Here is an 18,149-nt window from a genome sequence, read left to right on the forward strand (position 1 = left end):
CTGGTCGAGTAGCGAGCGCCAGCGAGCGTATCGAGACCGCGGCGCCCGCCTCGGGCACCGCCTCAGTCCAGCGCCTCCACGATGGGCCGGAACTTCATGCGAGTCTCGAGAAGCTCCCGCTCTGGCACCGACTCGGCGACGATGCCCGCACCGGCATAGGCCGTGACCCGGCCGTCCTGATCGAACTGCGCGCTGCGCACCGCGACCGCCCACTCGCCGTCGCCATCCGCTCCCACCCAACCGACGGGGCCGGCATACCGGCCGCGGTCGAAGGGCTCGAGCTCCCCGATGATCCGCAGGGCATCCGGTGTCGGAGTCCCCGCCACGGCGGCCGTCGGATGCAGCGAACCGATCAGGTCGAGCGACGTCGACCCGTCGGTGAGGTCCCCTTCGATGTCACTTGCGAGGTGCCAGACGTTCGGCAGCTTCAGGGTGAAGGGCATTTCGCTCGCCATCACATTCGGACTGTGTGACCGAAGCGACGCGAGCACGTTCTGCACCGCGTACCGGTGCTCGTCCTGGTCTTTGGTCGAGGTGGCGAGCGCGCTCGCCGCTTGCTCATCGGACGCGGCGTCCAGCCCGCGCGCGGCGCTGCCGGCCAAGACCCGGGCGGTCACCGACCCGGCATCGACGGTGACGAGTGTCTCCGGGCTCGACCCGATGAAGCCGTCGACGGCGAAAGTCCAGCAGTCGGGATAGCCTGCGGCGAGCACATCGATCATGCGACGGATGTCCGCGCCATCCGGCAGCTGGCCCACCAGTTCGCGGGCGAGCACCACCTTGCTCACCTCGTGGGAGCGGATGCGCTGCACGGCGGTCGCCACCGCATCCCGATAGTCCGCGCCGGGCACCGTGCCCGGGTGGAAGTCGACGTGGAACCGTTGGCCGTAGGGTTCGAGCGGCGGCACGACGAGGGGTTCGAGCTCACCGACCGCGATTCGGGTGATCCAGCTCTGGCCCTTGTCCCGTCCGATGATCATCGACGGCACGAGGAGAACACTCGTCGTGGCCGAGCTGTCGGAGAACGCGAAACTCCCGAAGGCGAGCAGCCCGGTGCCCGTTCGCGCCAACGGATCGGTGACCGTCGCGGCAGCGGAGATCCGTTGCCAGGCGATGGCGGCGTCACGCACGCGATCGGGGCCGCAGAACTCGAGCCGAAGCGCTTCGCCGTGCCCGACGAGACCGAAACCGCGTCGCATCCAGAGCAGCGGATGCCGCGCTTCGAGCAGCGGCACGAGCGGGCCGAGATCCGCCGTCGGGGTGGTCTCGACCGTGAGGGACGGCACCGCGGCACCATCGTCGAAGGGCGCGGATGCGGTCACCCGGCCAACACTAGCCGGGCCTCGCTGGGAGCCGCGGATGCACAGGAAGGCTGAACTAGACTTGTGCGCGTGGCAAAGGCAGATCTGACCAAGCAACCCAAAGAGGTTGCCGAGATGTTCGACGGTGTAGCTAAGCACTACGACCGCACGAACGATGTCCTGTCCATGGGCAACTCGTTCATCTGGCGTATCGCCACCACGCGGGCCGTCGCGCCCGTCGCGGGCGAACGCATCCTCGACATCGCGGCCGGCACCGGAACCAGTTCCGTGGCGCTCGCGAAGAGTGGTGCCGAGGTCGTCGCCGCCGATTTCTCGGCGGGCATGATCGAGGTCGGCCGGCAGAAACATCCGTCCATTACCTTCGTCGAAGCGGATGCGACCGACCTGCCGTTCGCTGACGGTGAGTTCGACGCGGTCACCGCCTCGTTCGGGCTGCGCAACGTCGAGGACCCGAAGAAGGCCCTCGCCGAGATGTACCGGGTGCTCAAGCCCGGTGGTCGACTCGTGATCTGCGAGTTCAGCACCCCGTCTCGCGCGATCTTCCGTGCAGGCTATGGCGCCTACATGCGCTACCTGATGCCCTCGATCGTCGGGGCGGCGAGCTCCAACCCCGAGGCGTACACCTACCTCGCCGATTCGATCCGCGACTGGCCGGACCAGGTCACCCTCAGCCAGTGGATCCGCGGCGCCGGCTTCACCCGCGTGGCCTATCGCAACCTCACCGCCGGTGTCGTGGCGCTGCACCGCGGGCACAAGCCCGCCCGCGTGGTCACCCGTCGCGCACCCCGCAAAACCGCTGCGCCGAAGAAGCCCGTGATCGAAACCGTCGTCGACAATGATGTCGCCACCAACCCGGACAGCCCGGCGGCTCCGAAGCCCTAGGGCTTCGTTTCCGCCCTCGACGGTTAGGCCGACCTCGTGACTCCCAGCGCGCCCCTCGCCCGCCGCCGCAATTCGCTCAACTCCGCGCTCGGACTCGGTGAGAAGCTCTTCTCCTCCGCGAGCGAACGACGGTTCGCCGCGGCGATCGAAGACGGTCTCGACCAGGTCGAGACCGGCCTCCTCGGCCAGGTCTCCTTCGCCGACGACATCGCGGATGCCACCACCCGCTACCTGCTCGACGCCGGGGGAAAGCGGGTGCGTCCCACCCTCGCGCTTCTCACGGCCCAACTCGGGACCGGCAACACCCCTGAGGTCGTGATCGCGGCGGAGGCCCTCGAGATCACCCATCTGGCATCGCTCTATCACGATGATGTGATGGATGAGGCCGGCATGCGCCGCGGAGTGCCCAGCGCCCAGAGCGTATGGGGCAATTCGGTGGCCATCCTCACCGGTGATCTGCTGTTTGCGCGGGCATCCAAGCTCATGTCGGGCCTGGGGGAACGCGCGATCATGCTGCAGGCCAATACCTTCGAGCGACTCTGTCTCGGCCAGCTGCACGAGACCATCGGGCCGCGTGACGACGAAGACCCGATCGACCACTACATCCAGGTGCTCGCCGACAAGACCGGCTCTCTCATCGCCGCAGCGGCGGAGATGGGAGTGATCTTCGGCAATGCGCCAGAGGAATACCGCATCCCGGTGAAGGTCTTCGGCGAGAAGATCGGTGTCGCCTTCCAGCTCATCGACGACGTGATCGACCTGGCCGCGGGAGAAGAGGAGACGGGCAAGACCCCCGGAACCGACCTGCGCTCGGGTGTCGCCACCCTCCCGCTGCTGTATTTGCGCGACCTCGCGAAAACCGACGGGGATGCTGCGGATCTGCTCACTCGCATCGAACGCGACGTGAACGCGGCGCACTACTCTGCGGAACAGCCGGATGAGGCAGAGCTCGCGCTCGCGATCGCCGAATTGCGCGCCCACAGCGTGACCCAGAAGACCCTCGACGAAGCGCACCGCTGGGCACGCGAGGCCGTCGAGGCACTCGGGCCGCTTCCCGACGGTCCGGTGAAGAAGGCGCTCACCCGCTTCGCCGAGAGCGTCGTCGAACGCTCCAACTGACCGAACCGATGCTGCCGGCCGGCGAGCCCATCGAGAGCCGCCGCAAACCAACAAGGAACCCATGACGAAACTGAGACTCGCCATCGTCGGCGCCGGTCCCGCCGGAATCTACGCGGCGGACATCCTGCTCAAGGCGGAGAAGAACTTCGACGTGTCGATCGACCTCTTCGAGCAGCTTCCCGCACCGTATGGGCTGGTGCGCTATGGCGTAGCTCCGGACCACCCACGCATCAAGGGCATCATCACCGCGCTGCGGGAGGTGCTCGACACCGGTCGCATCCGGCTGTTCGGAAACGTTCTCTACGGCCGGGACATCACGCTCGATGACCTGAAGAAGCACTACAACGCGGTGATCTTCTCGACCGGTGCGGCGCGGGATGCCGACCTCGACATCCCCGGGATCGATCTCGAGGGCAGCTACGGTGCGGCCGAATTCGTGAGCTGGTACGACGGTCATCCTGATGTTCCGCGCGCCTGGCCGCTCGAGGCGAAGGAGGTCGCGGTGATCGGCAACGGCAACGTCGCTCTCGACGTTGCTCGGATCCTCGCCAAGCACGCGGACGACCTGCTTCCCACCGAGATCCCGTCGAACGTCTACGACGCCCTTCTCGCGTCACCGGTCACCGACGTTCATGTCTTCGGCCGTCGCGGTCCGATGCAGGTGAAGTTCACGCCGCTCGAACTGCGCGAGCTCGGCGAGTTGCGCGACGTCGACATGATCGTGCACGACGAGGATTTCGACTACGACGAGGCCTCGAAGACGGCTATCGCCAGCAACAAGCAGGTATTGGTCATCGACAAAGTCTTCACGCAGTGGCGCGCACGCGAGGCCGGCACCGCATCCCGTCGGTTGCACTTGCACTTTCATGCGAAGCCGGTGGAAGTGACCGGAGACGGCCGGGTCGAAGGCTTCCGCTACGAACGCACCGCACCCGATGGACAGGGCGGCGTGATCGGCACCGGCGAGATCCGGGAGCTGCCGGTGCAGGCTGTCTATCGAGCGGTCGGCTACTTCGGGTCGCCGCTCGACGAGATCCCCTTCGATGAGAAGCGCGGGGTGATCCCCAATCGTGAGGGCCAGGTTCTGGATGACTCTGACCACCCCCTGCCGGGCGTCTACGCCACCGGGTGGATAAAGCGCGGACCGGTCGGCCTGATCGGTCACACCAAGAGTGACGCGATGGAGACCATCAAGCACGTCGTGAACGACCAGGCGAACTGGTGGGCGCCGACGCATCCCGACGAGCAGTCCGTCGTCGACCTGCTCGTGGAACGCGGGGTCGAATTCACCGATCTCAGTGGCTGGCACCGGCTGGACGAGCACGAGAAGGCCCTCGGGGAGCCGACCGGACGCGCCAGGATCAAGGTCGTGCCCCGTGACGAGATGGTGACCGTCTCGCGCGCCTCGCACTGAGTCGCGTTCGGGAACGGGAGACCGAACTCCCGACTGATCCGATCTACTGCACGGCCGCCGTCAGTCGCGCCGTGTTGTCGAGCACCTTCGAACGCAGGGGGCGAGTGAGCCAGTCATCGAGCGTGAGTTCCGTGCACTGCTGGCGGTAGGACTCCTCCACCTCGCGAAGCTGCGCCACGATATGACGTCCGTGGAGCATGACGGAGATCTCGTAGTTGAGGCTGAAGGAGCGCATATCCATGTTGCTCGAGCCGATCACGGCGACCTCCTCGTCGATCGTGAAGTGCTTGGCGTGCAGCACTGTCGGCGACTTGTAGAGCCAGATGCGCACGCCGGCTCGCAGCAGGGCCTCGTAGTAGCTCCGCTGCGCGTGGAACACCACGGGCTGGTCCGCGACTGCTGAGCAGAATAGCTGCACATCCAGTCCGCGATACGCCGCATTGGTGATGGCGTAGAGCATCGAGTCATCCGGCACGAAATACGGGCTTGTGATGATCACCCGGCGCTGCGCGCTGTACACGAGCGAGTCGAACAGTCGCAGGTTGTTCTCCAGATCGAATCCGGGGCCACTCGGCACGACCTGGGCGTCGATCGCATCCCTGATCTTCTCGTCCGGAATGCGGTCGGTCTCTCGCATGAGCAACTCGTCGGTCTCGCTGTACCAGTCTGTGACGAAGAGGGCGTTGATGCCCGCGACGATCGGTCCCTCGAACCGCACCATCAGGTCTTTCCACTTGAGGCCGCGGCGAATGTTTCCGCGCTTGTTGTAGCTGCGGTCGATCATGTTCTGCGAGCCGGTGAAGGCGAGGGTGCGATCGATCACTAGCAGCTTGCGGTGGTTGCGCAGGTCGGGCCGTTGCCAGCGACCACGCCAGGGCTGGATCGGCAGCATCAGGTGCCAGGTCGCGCCAATGTGCTTCAGGCGGCGGATGGTCCGCAGGTAACCGGGGGAGCGGATGGATGCCACGTGGTCGAGCAGCACCCGAACGGTCACCCCTCGCGCCACCGCCGCTTCGAGAGCGTCGAAGAACGGCTTCGTCGTCGGGTCGTACGACAGGATGTAGAACTCCGCGTGCACGAAGCGTTTGGCCGTGCCCACGGCCTCGGTCATGGCGGCGAGGGACTCCGAATACTCGGTGTAGAGCTTCGCCGTGTTGCCTCCCACGAGAGGCATCGAGCCGAGGGTGCGGTTCTGCTCCACGATCGGCTCCAGCCAACCGGGGAAGTCGACTTCCTTCTCGACCCGATCCATCCCCTCGGTGGTTTCGAGGATGAAGGAATTGATCTCCACCTGCTTCTCTCGTCGCCGTTTCGGGAGTTTTCTGCTGCCGAACAGCAGGAAGAGCACGATGCCGATGTACGGGATCAGGAAGATCGCGAGCAGCCAGGCCATCGCGGTCTGCGGCTTGCGATTCTGGGGAACGATGATCACCGCGAGCACACGGATCACGATGTCGATCACCAGCGCGATCGTCGCAAAGACCGAGCTCGCGAAGAAGTTGACGATGAATGAGACCACTGGTTCGGGTGCGCGGAGGGCTTAGCGGAAGTTGACGAACTGCAGGTCGATATCGAGATCCGCGCCCTTGAGAAGCGCCATCGTCGATTGCAGGTCGTCGCGGCTCTTCGACGTGACGCGCAACTCATCGCCCTGGATCTGCGCCTTCACGCTCTTGGGGCCCTCGTCGCGGATGAGCTTCGAGACCTTCTTCGCGTCCTCACTGGAGATGCCGTTCTTGAGCGAGACGTCGATGCGGTATTCCTTGCCGGAAGCGTAGGGATCCCCGGTGTCGAGACTGCGCAGGGAGATGCCGCGCTTGATGAACTTCGCCTCGAGCACCTCGAGCACCGCCTTCACGCGATCTTCGGAGGAGGCCTTGAGCAACAGCTTCTCGCCGCTCCAGTCCACCTCTGCCCCCACATTCTTGAAGTCGTACCGCTGGGCGATCTCCTTCTGTGCCTGATGGAGCGCGTTATCGGCCTCCATTTTGTCGACCTTGCTCACGATGTCAAAAGTTGGGTCAGCCATGCCAGCAGTTTAACGGGCGTGTCGGACGAAGATAGGAGCCGATGTCGATTCTGCGCGTGATCCTGATCTCCGCGGCTGGCCTGGTGGTCACCGTGGCCGTGATCGGCGCCATCGTGGTGTTCGCACTGCCGGGAGGCATCGCGATTCATCGGCTTCCGGATGCCGCGGGCCCGTCGACCCCGCTCGCGCGGTTCGCGACGGCCGCGCCCGTGACCGCCGCAGCGGTGCCAGCCGGCCCTGCCCTGTCGGCGCTCGCCGATCCGGCCTGGGTCGCAACCACCGCGAAGAAGACCGGCATTCCGTCGCGGGCACTCGCCGCCTACGCCGGCGTGGCGATCTCGTTCGAGAGTCGTGAGTGCGGAATCGGCTGGAACACGCTTGCAGGCATCGGTGACATCGAGTCGCGCCACGGCACGATCTTCGGCGGGCACATCGCCGCGGATGGCACGGCCACCCCCGCGATCTTCGGGGTGCCGCTCGACGGGGGAGCCGTCGCGAACATCCCCGATTCCGATAAGGGGACGATCGACGGAGATGCGAGCATCGACCGGGCCGTCGGACCGATGCAGCTCATCCCGGAGGCCTGGCGCAACTGGCACGCGGATGGCAACGCCGATGGGGTACAGGATCCGCAGAACATCGATGACGCGACCCTCGCCGCGGCGGGCTACCTGTGCCGCGCCGGCGGCAAGGCATTGAATACGGAAAGCGGCTGGCGGCAGGCGGTGCTCGCCTACAACGGGTCACAGCGGTACCTGGATGACGTCATCCGCTATTCCACCGGCTACGCAGCCGACGTGGCGCCGTCGCCCTAGGCGATCACCGCGGAGATCACCGCGCCGATGGACGCGCCGTCGTCGAGCGCACCATGAGTTCGAAGGGGAGCGGCGTGTTCGACGAACCGAGGGTTCGGCGATCGGGGTGCAGCTCGTCCATGAGCAACTCGACCGCAAGCCGGCCCTGCAGTTCGGGAAATTGCGCGATCGTCGTGAGTCCGAAGAAGTCGCTGAGTTCGTGGCCGTCGATGCCGATCACCGAGATATCGGCGGGCACCCGCAGTCCGAGGTCGCGCGCTGCGAGGATGGTGCCGATGGCCATCTCATCGGACGCGGCGAACACGGCAGTCGGCCGGGTCCGCGGGTTGCCGAACAGTTGCTTCGCCGCAGCGTACCCACCCGGAATGGTGAAATCCGCCGACCGGAACAGCGACGGATCCGGCGAGATCCCCGCGGCTTCCAGGGCGGCCTCGTATCCGACCCGCCTGTTGGTGGGCAGGTGGAAGTCCCGCTCCGACTCCTGGTCGCCGCCGATGTGGGCGATCGACACATGTCCGAGGGCGAGCAGATGCTCTGTCGCGAGGCGAGCGACCGCCACATCGTCGATGCTGAAGGTACGCACGCCCACCAGCGGTCCGCCGACCCCCACGATCGGCTTGCCGAGGGCGAGCAGGCCGGCGAGCTCGACCGGGGTGAGTTCAAGGGAGATCGCGACGACAGCATCCACCCGCTTGCGCAGCAGAAAGTGCTCGAAAACGCTGCGTCGCTCTTCCCCGCCCCCACCGAGGTTGTAGAGGGTGAGGTCGTAGCCATTGCTCAACAGCGAACGTTCGGCCCCCTCGAGCACCGAGCTGTAGAACCACCGGTTGAGAAAGGGGATGACGACCCCGATGTTCTTGGTGCGCCCGCTTGCGAGGCTCGAGGCGTTCGAGCTCACGACGTAGCCGAGGTCCGCGGCTGCGGCTGTCACGCGGGCCTTCGTGATGTCGGAGACGTGGCCGTTGCCGCTCAGGGCCCGGGACACCGTCGCGGTGGACACACCGGCGGCATCCGCGACCTCCTGGATGCCAGCCATCCACCCGTCCTCTCACTCATCGTCGTGCGACCGACTGAATCCTATGGCCTCGCTCGCCGTGCCCTCGATTTCGCGGAAGCCATTCACCCTGTATCCTTTATTTGCGCGTTCGGCCCGTGGTCGATGCGCATGGCAAGTTACCCAAGTGGCCAAAGGGATCTGACTGTAAATCAGCCGTCTACGACTTCGTGAGTTCGAATCTCGCACTTGCCACAGCGGCTCATTCCGGAAATGTAGAAAGAAGAATCCGGATATCAGCTATCAAAGGGATCGGGATGATTGAAAAATCATCCCGATCCCTTTTGGTTTGCTTAGAGCCCGTTGATACAGGTCTCGTTTCGACGCTTGGCCGGTTAAATAGAGAATCGGCCCGCTTTTGGGCGGGCCGAATTGTTTGCTGAAACGGGAATTTAGCGGAGGCTCGATCTAGGAATTCAACCCTGGGGGGCCGTCATCGACAGATGCAGCGAGCGGCCTCCCGAGGTTATCGATCCGTCGTCTGGTGCGGTGCTTGACCTTTGAGTGTTCTATTCGCAGCGCTTCGTTTGCGAAGAACGTAGCTATTCTTTTCAGGTTCGAAGCCACCGCCGAATAGGCGAGCGCGAGATAAGTGGCGGCATAGCCCCGTCCAGAACGTTTTGAAGGGCTTTCAATGTCTCCGTGATCTTTGGTCTTCAAGAGAGAATTCGATGCCTCGACCAAGCTCCGCATGCCGTAATAACTGCGCCACTCTGGACGCTTATACGCGTAGTTCTGCCAGTGCTTGATGGGCTGTTGTTTTTCTTTGGTGGTTTCGCCTCGTTCGGCCCGCGGCTTTCGTCCTGACAGTTGACCCGCTTCGGCTTTAGCATCGAAGGGCAGGGTTGGAGGGATCGTGATCGTCCCTTTTTTCTTGTATGAAGCCGGGGGACCGACGAGCATCTTGCTGAACGGTGGGTAGCTGAATCGCTGAAAACCGTCAGAGTCTCGCCGGCCTTTCGGGATCATCTGATACGGAACGCGCATGTCGATTTGATCTTGCTGCGTTGCGAGCGCAGTGACGTTCTCTTCGAGGAATCTGACGGCCGTTTGTTTTGCTTCGGCCATGGCCTCCATTCGAGATGGAGAAGTCTTGGCTCGCTTTGAGACGTGCTCGGCTTCGTAGATGGCGCGTTTCGCGGCGCTGATCTCATCTTCCAGTTTTCGAAAGTCGGCGGTCACTGAAATAAGCCTTTTGGGCATCCAGTTGACGTACCAAGAACCGTCGACCTGGATCAAATCATCGAAATGCGATTGGAGCCCGAGGTCGCCCTTCTGGTAGTCAAATACCAGATCGAGACCCAGGCGGGCGGCGGGGAAGTGAAACTCTTCGATTTTCCCCCCGTTGTAGGCGCGGTCACCGATGAACGTGAAGTGCTCGAACCCGAGGTTTTTCTGTCGTTGCATGTGTGCGGCGGCGTGCCCGATCAGCCTCCCCGGGTTGTGGCAACTGATTACGGTGATCAAGGATGGGAACATGGTGCTTTCACCGGGTTTGTTCCAGATCATTACGGATGTCTCAAGCTCGTACGCAGCAATGTCGGTTTTCGCACCCTCTCCGTCGTGGTTTCCCGCGCGTCTGTACCGGCCGGCCAACGGATCGGGATTTGAGCGTCTACCTATCTCGCTCGAACTATTGAGTGCGCCCCTGATGTGGACCTTGGTTGCGTCAATTGCGATGTTGCCGCGGTATCGGTCCCATATGTCTCTAGGGAGTTGACGTAAAGATGCTTCGACAAGCAGGTTGCAGTATTGATCGATCCGGTCCTGGTTTCGTGCTCTAAGTTCTAGCGCCGATGCTGTCTCCATCGAAGCAATAAGTTTTTCGAATGCCTCTGCGTCGAGGATTGCCCGCAGCGGCGATGGGGTCGGGTTCATGAGCGCGATAAGGCGATATGACGTCTCGGACACTCGGCGATACCAGAGATAGGAATCTTCCGACTCTGATCGGATATTGAGCGCAGCGCGGTGCTCGGGTGAGAGGCGGTGCGCGATCGTTCGAGCTAACTCGGCGTAGGTAACGCCCAGACCCATCTGCGCGTTCAAGAGGTACAGCACGATTAGCGCTCTGAGGGGAAGGATGGCCTTTTTGCCCGCGCGGCTCTTGCGTCGTTGTGCATCCCACGCGGCAACCAACTCCAAAATCCCGGAGGTATCGGCGATTCTCGTGGATAGGGTGAAATAAGCCGCTGGGATTAGACGCTTCGCCGTTCCGGCGTAGTACTCGTCATATCCAACGCCGAACGTTTCGGTCATGCGCCGTTCAAGCTTGGCAACGGCGTCCGCGTCTTTGAGCCTGATCATTTTGCGCTCTCACCGCGCAATTGGGATCGGGCTTCATGGCTTCCCTCTTTAGTGAGAAACGGGAGGTACTGATGCAGGTTGTCGAAGTGTGTGAAACCTGCGGCTTCGAGAATCGTGGCTATGTGAACGCGGCGGTCCAGGAGTGTGACAATCCACGACCCTCGCAACCTCGTCGGAAGAGGGGCTACGCCGACGCAACGATGCGTGAAGCTTGCGATGTAGTTTCGGTCTTTCGTTCGGGTGGCGGTCTCTCCCCACACAAACGTCATGGGATCAGCGACAGCGATCCCATCCAGAAACATGGATTCCCACTCAGCGAGCAAAGTCACCTTTCGGGGGTGTGCCCCCTGCACCGATATCGTGATCCCGGATTCGCTGATGTCGACATCGATCGGTCGGATCGTGCCGAGCTCTCCAGGGTTCAAGCCGGCTCCGGCGCAGGCCGACAGCAGCAGCTTCGCTCGGCGTGTCTGGAGATCGTTTGATTGACCGTTGGCCCAGGCGCGGAACTTATCGAGTTCAGATCGGACATACGGGTCCATGATCCGTCTGCGCGAATAGGCGCGGGTAGGTTCAGGGTTGGTTTCCGGAGCGATTCGGTCCGAAACCCTGCGCAGGACGGCTCGGTAAGAGGCGACAGACCCTTCAGTGAGTGAGTCCTTCTCAATACGCCAGAGGCAGTATTGCTCGATAGCCCGCGTTGTGAAAATGGCACTTGCCTCTTGCGGCAATCCCTGCTTCAGGACCGCCCATCGGACGAACGGCGCCGTGATTACTAGAGCCCGGTCGGAGTCAAGCGATGTTCCAATTGATGAGCCCGCCACAGCGTCCAGCACGAAGGAGCGAATCTTGGCCCACTCGGCTTTAGGCATCTGCGGCACATAGTCCATAAGCGATGCACGTGCCTCCTTCCCAAGTCTTCGGAGGTTTTGTCCGTCGAGCGTCGCTGGCAGGGGCTTGATGTCGGATGATGATGGGGTTGGGACAGAGCTGGTCGGGATCCTTCCAGTGGACACCTGCCTGGTAGGGGAAATACTTCGTGAGACGGTCATGCCTGGTACCTATGCAGTACACGAAGCGGGCCCGGCACTTCCGCAAAGACTGTTTGGTGCTATAACACGTTACCGACGGTTCTATTGCTCATATGAGTGGATTAGACTCATTCAGTGAATGAATCGCCATCGCTTCCGACCACCGGGCCGATACACGACACTCGCGCATTCAAATTTCAACCTCGCAACTTCGTCCAAGAATCGAAGCAATTCGGCCAGTCCAGCCGAGCGCTCACGGCGGCCAAGGGCGTGGGAAAGGACGATCCACGATTCTTGGCAGCTCAGCTGCAGCACCATGTAGCTAACGCGGCGCGGGAATCCATGCTGGCGCAGGGCTACTCGCTTCGAAGCTACGTTGACCAGCTCCACAACGTCCCCGGAATGTCTTACGAACGCCTCGTGCGGATCCAGCGCGGCGAGACGCTGATGCAGTTCGCTGACTTGATGGCCTGGGCGAGTCGCTTTGGCGCGGTAAAGCACCTGCTTACTGCCTCCACTACTTGGCCAGAGCCGACTTGAACTTTAAATCGGCGGACTTTTCGACAGCACCCGTGGGGACCGTGCTGATCGCGACCAGTTCTGCTCGCAGATCACGGAGCAAGTTGGTGAGGCTCGAACCGGCCGAAGAAGCCATGGCGCTAACTTTTGATTAGCTGAGGACCAATCCGAGCCCCAGTAGCTACGGAAGCGCCATAAATCGAAATGTCTTCTCATCGGGGTTGGGCCGCCCCGAGGCCTCGGAGGGGCGGTCTTAAGGAGCCGCGCCATTCCTGCTACGACGTGACTAATCACCGTCCTGCAGATGTTCCATGAATTGGCCGAAAGGTACATCAAGTGCCCGGGCGAGCGCGAACCACGTTCCCAGGCTGCCACGCCTGTTGCCGAGTTCCAAATTTATGACCCCTGTTCGACTCAGCCCCGCAGCTTCGGCCAGAGCCTCGTAAGTCAATCCCAGCTCTGCCCGACGGTGAGACAGCGCATGTCGGAGCGCGCTGTAGTTCGGGGTGACTGAATGCACCTAACCAGTTCACGGTCAACATTTGATGACTACAGTACACACTCGTTGACTATCTAGCTAGGCAGGAATTCGCTAAGGCGCACCGTCCGGTGAAGGGAAACTAAAGCTCCATTAGATATGCGCGACGAGGTGGATGCATACCGGCAAATCTTCCGCAAGTCATTCGACTATTTGGCGGCAGCTCTATCCGTCGCGAGGCCGCCGATATTGCCTCTAACCTAAATCAGCTATCCCGACTAGTCATGGGTACGTCGATCTTCACTCGTTTGGCTTCGGATGTGGCTGAGGCGAAGCAGGCGGGGGACTAATACTTCGGACGCCCTCCGCCTGAGCGCATCACGGAGGGCGTCCAAACGCTATCGCCAACGAGCCAACGCCCCAAACCTGCTGCGGATTGGAAGCCGTCCTATCCCGCCGGATGGTTGACGGCGTGGGGAGGCTATCCTGAGGCTGGACGAATTACTCTCATCAACACCACGCAAGGGGACATTTTGCCGTCTGCAGCCCGCACAAACTCGGGCGACCCGCGGTCTGATGTGACAGAGCCCCTCCCGCTCGAGCTACCTACTGTGTCAGTCGGCGATGCCTTCGATCGAGCAAGTCGCCTCCCGCTGGCCTGAGTCGATTGTGTAGTGACGAGCCCACCCTATTGGGGGCTTCGGTCATAAGGACACGATCACAACGCCGAGCTGCTCACGGAATGGACTGCGGCTCACCCGCAGCTGTCAAAAGAGGCGTTTGCTTTGCATCCGCCTGGCTATGACTGGTACAGAAAACACGGTGGAGTGCTGGGACCTGAGCCTTACCCCGAGTGGTTGGTCGGCCATCTGGTTGAGGTCTTTCAGGCGATCAAGCCCTCGTTGAAGCCGGTTGACGTTCCCTTAGGCGATGGCCGCGTGGCGTCTCCGCCCATCCTTCATCGGTAGATGAAGGTCTAGGGCAAGTCACCAAATTACTGACATCGACAGCGGAGTCCCGGCTGCCACATCCGGGTTATTGCGCGGCTCAGTTGATGAGGCTGACTGCGCGGGCTATGACGAGGGCGAGGATGACGAAGCCGCCGAAGGACTGTAACGACATGAGCAGCTTTGCTCGTGCGGTGAGTGGCATAGTGTCGGTAGGGCTGAAAGCCATCGAGTTGGATAACGAGAAGTAGAAGTAGTCGACGAAGCCTGCGGTCCAGTCTGATTTCAGCGACGAGCCGGCAGCCACTTCGACAATGGTGTCGTCATCCTCGTCCTGGGGGAAGCGGAAGTCAGCTCGAGGGAGATCGGAGCGTTTCACCAGGGTACGAATCACCGGTCCGCCACGATCGATCTCCCAATAGAGCAGAGCGAAGCCGATGACGTTGGCCACCCATACCTGCAGCGCTGATTGCAGCAACGATGGTCCGTTGCTCTGCCCGGTGACAAGGACCGCGACGAGGGAAACAAGGGTGACTTGGTTGGAGACCACCACGATTATCGCCAGCGACAGCGAGGCGACCCGGGACCAGGCGGTCTGTCGGTTGAACCGGTGCGGGTTGATGATGATGAGCGGGATCAGCAGCAGGATGCCGATCGCCACGGTGATGTAACGCTGAACGGTGATGAGGTCATTCGGCAGTGCCCCGTACAGGGCGAGTGCGAAGACGAGGGCCGCGACGGCTGGCCAGCGATGTTCGATGCGAGCGCTTCGGGACTCGTGCTGTTCCATGGTCGGAGTTTAGGTCGCAGATTCGCTCCGAACAGCTTTCCACGGCAACGGTTTCGGGAGGGGGCAACAGCGTCGGGGTTGAAAGACCTAGTTTCTGCAGAGTAGGCGGTGCAGAGAGCGCCGAAACAGGCATCGTCGACGCCCGGTAACCCTCATTTTCAAGAAGTCGTCCGTCGCGGACTCAACGCCGTGCTCTCAACACCTTGGGGCAAGTTGACCACCCTGCGAATGGCGTTGCAGGTCGACAACTTTATTTCGGTAGAAACCCTCCCCGAAGACGTCGCAGGTGCGACGCGGTTTCCGTCGGGGACTCCAGCTGAGATGTCGAAGCTACGGCGCGAGCGCGTCTGAGAGGCGTGGTCTCACGCTCGGGAGGCACGGGTGCGCTGGAACCGTTCAACGCCGGGGCATTTTTCGTCTGGGATGACCTGGCCCAGCTCTTGGCTCACTACTCCGAGACCTTCGAGTGAACTAGGGTCGCACCCGAATCGCAGAAGTCGCTTTCGGCATCACGTCAACCCCTGCCCGGGCGAGGAGACCGAGCTTACTGTCGCAGTATGACCAGCGAAGCGACAAACCCTGACGAAATACCTAACGGCACTGGGGACGGCTACACAGATTCTGACGCGCCGGACACCGCCTCCGGTGGATCCGCTGATGATCGGACGGACCGACCACTTGTCACGGAACAGCCCGACGGAACTCCTGTGGACAATGTCTCAGGCGGCTGACGATCGCCCATTACTCACCGACCTTAAGCGAAAGGATTGATGATGACTACCGCCGATTCGGGCGCTGATTCTCCCGACGACGCCCACCGCAGACCGGACGGGGTTTCTGACGCGACGGTGGAGGCGTTGGGGAAATTGTCCGAGGCGCTCGAAGTCGTCGAGCACGCCCGCGGGCTGCTGTACGGCTTCCACCGTCTGACCGGAAAAGCTGACCTGGCATTGGGAGAGGCCGTCGAACTGATGCGCGCCGCCGGACATACCCACATCGCCGATCGTATTGATGAGCTCATTGTCGGCCGGAATGTCATCGATGGGCGGTGGACCTTTCAGATCGTCGAGGAGTACGAGACGAACTACTATTCCGCATTCGTGAACGAGGAACGAGCTGCTCGGCAGACCCTTGTCGAGGGGAAGAAGCATCTTTTCGAGGCGGAGATGAAAGAAGCACGCCGAACCAACGGAATGCCCCACCATGAAGCTCTTCCGCCTGACCTGTGGGTCGGATAACCGCGTCCGGAGACGCATGCCGGAAAGTTCTACAGGGGCACTTCGCCGGTAAACACGAGCCCGCCGCCGCTGTTCGCCGACGCCGCCAAAGCGTCGATCCATGACCGGTTGATCAGAATAGGTCGATTGCCGCTATAGCGGAATAGCAGGCTGCTTCCCGGAGACAACCAAATGCTGTTGCGACCGCCCCCTCTAGCCTGTGAGTTCGTCCAGGAGAATTGGAACGACTCGTGTCGCCGCAGTTTGGCAACGATGACGACCTGAAGGTGGGCAAGCGCACGGTCATCGAACGCAATTTCACCATTTACCGCGCCGTAATGGAGGCTACCCATGGGGACTCCTAGAGCCGGGGTCTGGGGCTCACCTCATAATAATCTTCAGCATCTTCCGTACTCAAGGCCGCGACCCGGGGGACGGGCGAACACTCGGACGCACCGGCACCGCCACGCCGCCCAACGATCGAGTCAGAAGCGGTAGTTGCCAGAGAGGGAACTGGCGCTCAGCAACGCCCGACTGTCATTACGCGGGGTCTGTGAACAGATCAACCCCTGCCTGCAGTCCCCGGAGGTTTCTAGATTGGTAGTGAGTGAAAGGAGACAGGCACATGGGTGCTGACGAGAAAGCGAACAATGCCGCCAAGGATGTGGGCGGGAAGATCAAGGAGGGTGTCGGTAAAGCCACCGGCAACGACAGCAAAGTCGCTGAAGGAAAAGCCGACCAGTCTTCCGCGAAGATCAAGAAGGCTGGCGAGAACATCAAGGACGCGATCAAAAATTGATCCGCGCCACCTCGGCGCCCCGTTCGGATCAAACCCTGATCCGGGCGGGGCGTTTCTGTGCAGAGGGGAACCCGGACGGTGGTCGCCGAACGCGCTCTCGCGCGCCCCGACCCCGCACGCCCCGCATCCTGGCGGCCCGCTCCTGCGGCGTTGCGCGCGCTAGTTGCTACACCGGTGCCGCCTCGTGCGCAGCCCCTTTTGGGACCGGTTGCTGCGGCGTACAAATACGAATCGTTCGGACCGAAAGTTTTCGATCGAAGGGAAGACGATGTCTAACAGCTATCTACAAGATCCGGTCGGTGCGCCCGAGTACCAGTCGGAGGACTCGGCAGGCACTATGCACGCCGTCAAACGTGAGGCAACCGAGTTGAAAGACAGCACCGCAACTCAGGTGGGTCATGTTGCCGATACCGCCAAATCTGAAGCCGCTGAGGTCGTGAACGAGGCCAAAACGCAGGTCAAAGATCTGTACGCCACGACGCAGCGCGAGTTGAAGGAGCAGGCCGGGCTTCAGCAGGAACGGGTCGCCTCAGGGCTTCGTTCCATCGGGGAGGAGCTGGGCAGTATGGCTGCCCAGGCGCAGCAGCCCTCCGTGGCATCGGATTTAGTCCGGCAGGCGTCGGAGCGGATGGGCCGCGCCGCGTCGTGGCTAGACGCGAGAGACCCCGGGTCGCTGCTGTCGGAGGTGACCGGGTACGCCCGCCGAAACCCGGGAACGTTCATAGCGGTGGCGGCGGTAGCCGGTGCTGTTGCTGGTCGACTCACCCGCGCCCTGGCCACGAACGCCGCCGACCAGAAAGACACCTCAGCGTCCAGCAGCACCAACGTCCAACCGTCGGGGTCCGCTGCGCCGAGCTCGTCGCCGACGGTCGTCAATCCTCTGGGCACGTCGGAGGCGACGCCGCGGTTCGATGACACACCGCTGTACACGCAGGAATCCCACGTGCACGGAGAGGACGTGTTGGGACAGGAGGGACGGCTGTGACCGACTCAACACCCTCAGAGCAGAAAGCGGCATCCACGTCCCTGGGAGAGTTGTTCTCCGAAGTGACGGGGGATCTGTCCACTTTGATGCGGCAAGAGATCGAGTTGGCGAAAGCGGAGTTGAAGGAATCCGCCGCCCGCGCCGGCAAAGGTGCCGGGCTCCTGGGTGGTGCCGGTTACGCCGGGATCATGGCGGTGTTGTTCCTGTCCATCGCGTTGTGGTGGGCGATCGGCACCCAGATCGGCAACGGCTGGTCCGGGGTCATCGTTGCAGTGATCTGGGCGATCGTTGCCCTCGTCCTGTTCCTGACCGGACGCGGTCAAGTCCCGTGGTGTGGTGTAACTGCTGATCCTTCGTTTTAGGCGCTGAGGGCCATGATCGTGTCGGTGTTCACCTCGCTTCCGGTATCGGGCAGGGCTCGCATGCGGGAGCGGGCGAGGATGT

At 62.3% G+C, this 18,149-nt stretch carries 17 protein-coding genes, 1 tRNA gene and 1 pseudogene; 10 read left to right on the forward strand and 9 right to left on the reverse strand.

The features are described 5' to 3' along the window. Positions 1-62: 62 nt before the first annotated feature. Positions 63-1,322: an isochorismate synthase MenF gene (locus VLI63_RS09250; RefSeq protein ID WP_409156565.1), complete on the reverse strand. Its 1,260-nt coding sequence runs from the start codon at positions 1,320-1,322 to the stop codon at positions 63-65. Between the two features lie 69 nt (positions 1,323-1,391). Here VLI63_RS09250 and ubiE point away from each other — a divergent pair, with 69 nt between their 5' ends. The 3 genes from ubiE (at position 1,392) to VLI63_RS09265 (ending at position 4,737) form a co-directional block, all read left to right on the forward strand. Next, positions 1,392-2,204 (forward strand): bifunctional demethylmenaquinone methyltransferase/2-methoxy-6-polyprenyl-1,4-benzoquinol methylase UbiE, encoded by an 813-nt coding sequence (gene ubiE, locus VLI63_RS09255; protein WP_409156566.1) that lies wholly within the window; start codon positions 1,392-1,394, stop codon positions 2,202-2,204. 36 nt (positions 2,205-2,240) lie between these two features. After that, the gene (locus VLI63_RS09260; protein WP_409156567.1) at positions 2,241-3,323 is read left to right on the forward strand and encodes a polyprenyl synthetase family protein; all 1,083 of its coding nucleotides are present in this window, start codon (positions 2,241-2,243) and stop codon (positions 3,321-3,323) included. A 61-nt stretch (positions 3,324-3,384) separates the two neighbouring features. Continuing rightward, complete coding sequence (locus VLI63_RS09265) at positions 3,385-4,737, forward strand: FAD-dependent oxidoreductase (RefSeq protein ID WP_409156568.1); 1,353 nt, start codon at positions 3,385-3,387, stop codon at positions 4,735-4,737. 43 nt (positions 4,738-4,780) lie between these two features. Here the strand turns inward: VLI63_RS09265 and cls are convergent, their stop codons facing one another. Next, positions 4,781-6,256, reverse strand: coding sequence for a cardiolipin synthase (gene cls / locus VLI63_RS09270; RefSeq protein ID WP_409156569.1), 1,476 nt, complete (start codon positions 6,254-6,256; stop codon positions 4,781-4,783). Between the two features lie 21 nt (positions 6,257-6,277). After that, positions 6,278-6,766, reverse strand: a complete 489-nt coding sequence (locus tag VLI63_RS09275; RefSeq protein WP_354573801.1) for a YajQ family cyclic di-GMP-binding protein — start codon at positions 6,764-6,766, stop codon at positions 6,278-6,280. A 41-nt stretch (positions 6,767-6,807) separates the two neighbouring features. Here VLI63_RS09275 and VLI63_RS09280 point away from each other — a divergent pair, with 41 nt between their 5' ends. Then, positions 6,808-7,581, forward strand: coding sequence for a lytic transglycosylase domain-containing protein (locus VLI63_RS09280; RefSeq protein ID WP_409156570.1), 774 nt, complete (start codon positions 6,808-6,810; stop codon positions 7,579-7,581). Positions 7,582-7,597: 16 nt separating this feature from the next. On the opposite strand, the gene VLI63_RS09285 is transcribed toward VLI63_RS09280, so the two are convergent. Continuing rightward, entirely contained in the window at positions 7,598-8,617 is a 1,020-nt protein-coding gene (locus tag VLI63_RS09285) for a LacI family DNA-binding transcriptional regulator (protein ID WP_409156571.1), read from the reverse strand. Between the two features lie 131 nt (positions 8,618-8,748). Here VLI63_RS09285 and VLI63_RS09290 point away from each other — a divergent pair. Then, positions 8,749-8,830 (forward strand) — tRNA-Tyr (locus VLI63_RS09290). A gap of 213 nt (positions 8,831-9,043) precedes the next feature. Here VLI63_RS09290 and VLI63_RS09295 read toward each other — a convergent pair. Continuing rightward, on the reverse strand, positions 9,044-10,939 hold the full coding sequence (locus VLI63_RS09295) for a hypothetical protein (RefSeq protein WP_409156572.1): 1,896 nt from the start codon (positions 10,937-10,939) through the stop codon (positions 9,044-9,046). Then, entirely contained in the window at positions 10,936-11,811 is an 876-nt protein-coding gene (locus VLI63_RS09300; RefSeq protein WP_409156573.1) for a hypothetical protein, read from the reverse strand. Before VLI63_RS09300 ends, VLI63_RS09295 begins: the two co-directional genes overlap by 4 nt. A 294-nt stretch (positions 11,812-12,105) precedes the next feature. Here VLI63_RS09300 and VLI63_RS09305 point away from each other — a divergent pair, with 294 nt between their 5' ends. Then, positions 12,106-12,510, forward strand: coding sequence for a hypothetical protein (locus VLI63_RS09305; protein WP_409156574.1), 405 nt, complete (start codon positions 12,106-12,108; stop codon positions 12,508-12,510). A 265-nt stretch (positions 12,511-12,775) separates the two neighbouring features. Here the strand turns inward: VLI63_RS09305 and VLI63_RS09310 are convergent, their stop codons facing one another. Next, on the reverse strand, positions 12,776-13,009 hold the full coding sequence (locus tag VLI63_RS09310) for a helix-turn-helix transcriptional regulator (protein ID WP_409156575.1): 234 nt from the start codon (positions 13,007-13,009) through the stop codon (positions 12,776-12,778). 1,005 nt (positions 13,010-14,014) lie between these two features. Then, positions 14,015-14,704, reverse strand: a complete 690-nt coding sequence (locus tag VLI63_RS09315; protein WP_409156576.1) for a hypothetical protein — start codon at positions 14,702-14,704, stop codon at positions 14,015-14,017. Between the two features lie 770 nt (positions 14,705-15,474). Between VLI63_RS09315 and VLI63_RS09320 the strand changes: the two genes are divergently transcribed. Then, complete coding sequence (locus VLI63_RS09320; protein WP_409156577.1) at positions 15,475-15,942, forward strand: hypothetical protein; 468 nt, start codon at positions 15,475-15,477, stop codon at positions 15,940-15,942. Between the two features lie 29 nt (positions 15,943-15,971). Here VLI63_RS09320 and VLI63_RS09325 read toward each other — a convergent pair whose 3' ends face one another. After that, positions 15,972-16,274 carry an ATP-dependent DNA ligase gene (locus tag VLI63_RS09325; protein ID WP_409156578.1) on the reverse strand — a complete coding sequence of 101 codons (303 nt, stop codon included), beginning with the start codon at positions 16,272-16,274 and terminating at the stop codon, positions 15,972-15,974. Between the two features lie 272 nt (positions 16,275-16,546). Between VLI63_RS09325 and VLI63_RS09330 the strand changes: the two genes are divergently transcribed. The 3 genes and pseudogenes from VLI63_RS09330 to VLI63_RS09340 form a co-directional block, all read left to right on the forward strand. Beyond that, the gene (locus VLI63_RS09330; RefSeq protein ID WP_409156579.1) at positions 16,547-16,720 is read left to right on the forward strand and encodes a CsbD family protein; all 174 of its coding nucleotides are present in this window, start codon (positions 16,547-16,549) and stop codon (positions 16,718-16,720) included. Positions 16,721-16,904: 184 nt separating this feature from the next. Beyond that, complete coding sequence (locus VLI63_RS09335) at positions 16,905-17,705, forward strand: hypothetical protein (protein ID WP_409156580.1); 801 nt, start codon at positions 16,905-16,907, stop codon at positions 17,703-17,705. Beyond that, positions 17,702-18,031: pseudogene (locus VLI63_RS09340) on the forward strand (phage holin family protein); the annotation flags it as partial. The gene VLI63_RS09335 and the pseudogene VLI63_RS09340, both read left to right, overlap by 4 nt. Between the last annotated feature and the right edge of the window lie 118 nt (positions 18,032-18,149).

The organism is Lacisediminihabitans sp. H27-G8 (assembly GCF_046156175.1).
GTDB lineage: Bacteria > Actinomycetota > Actinomycetes > Actinomycetales > Microbacteriaceae > Lacisediminihabitans.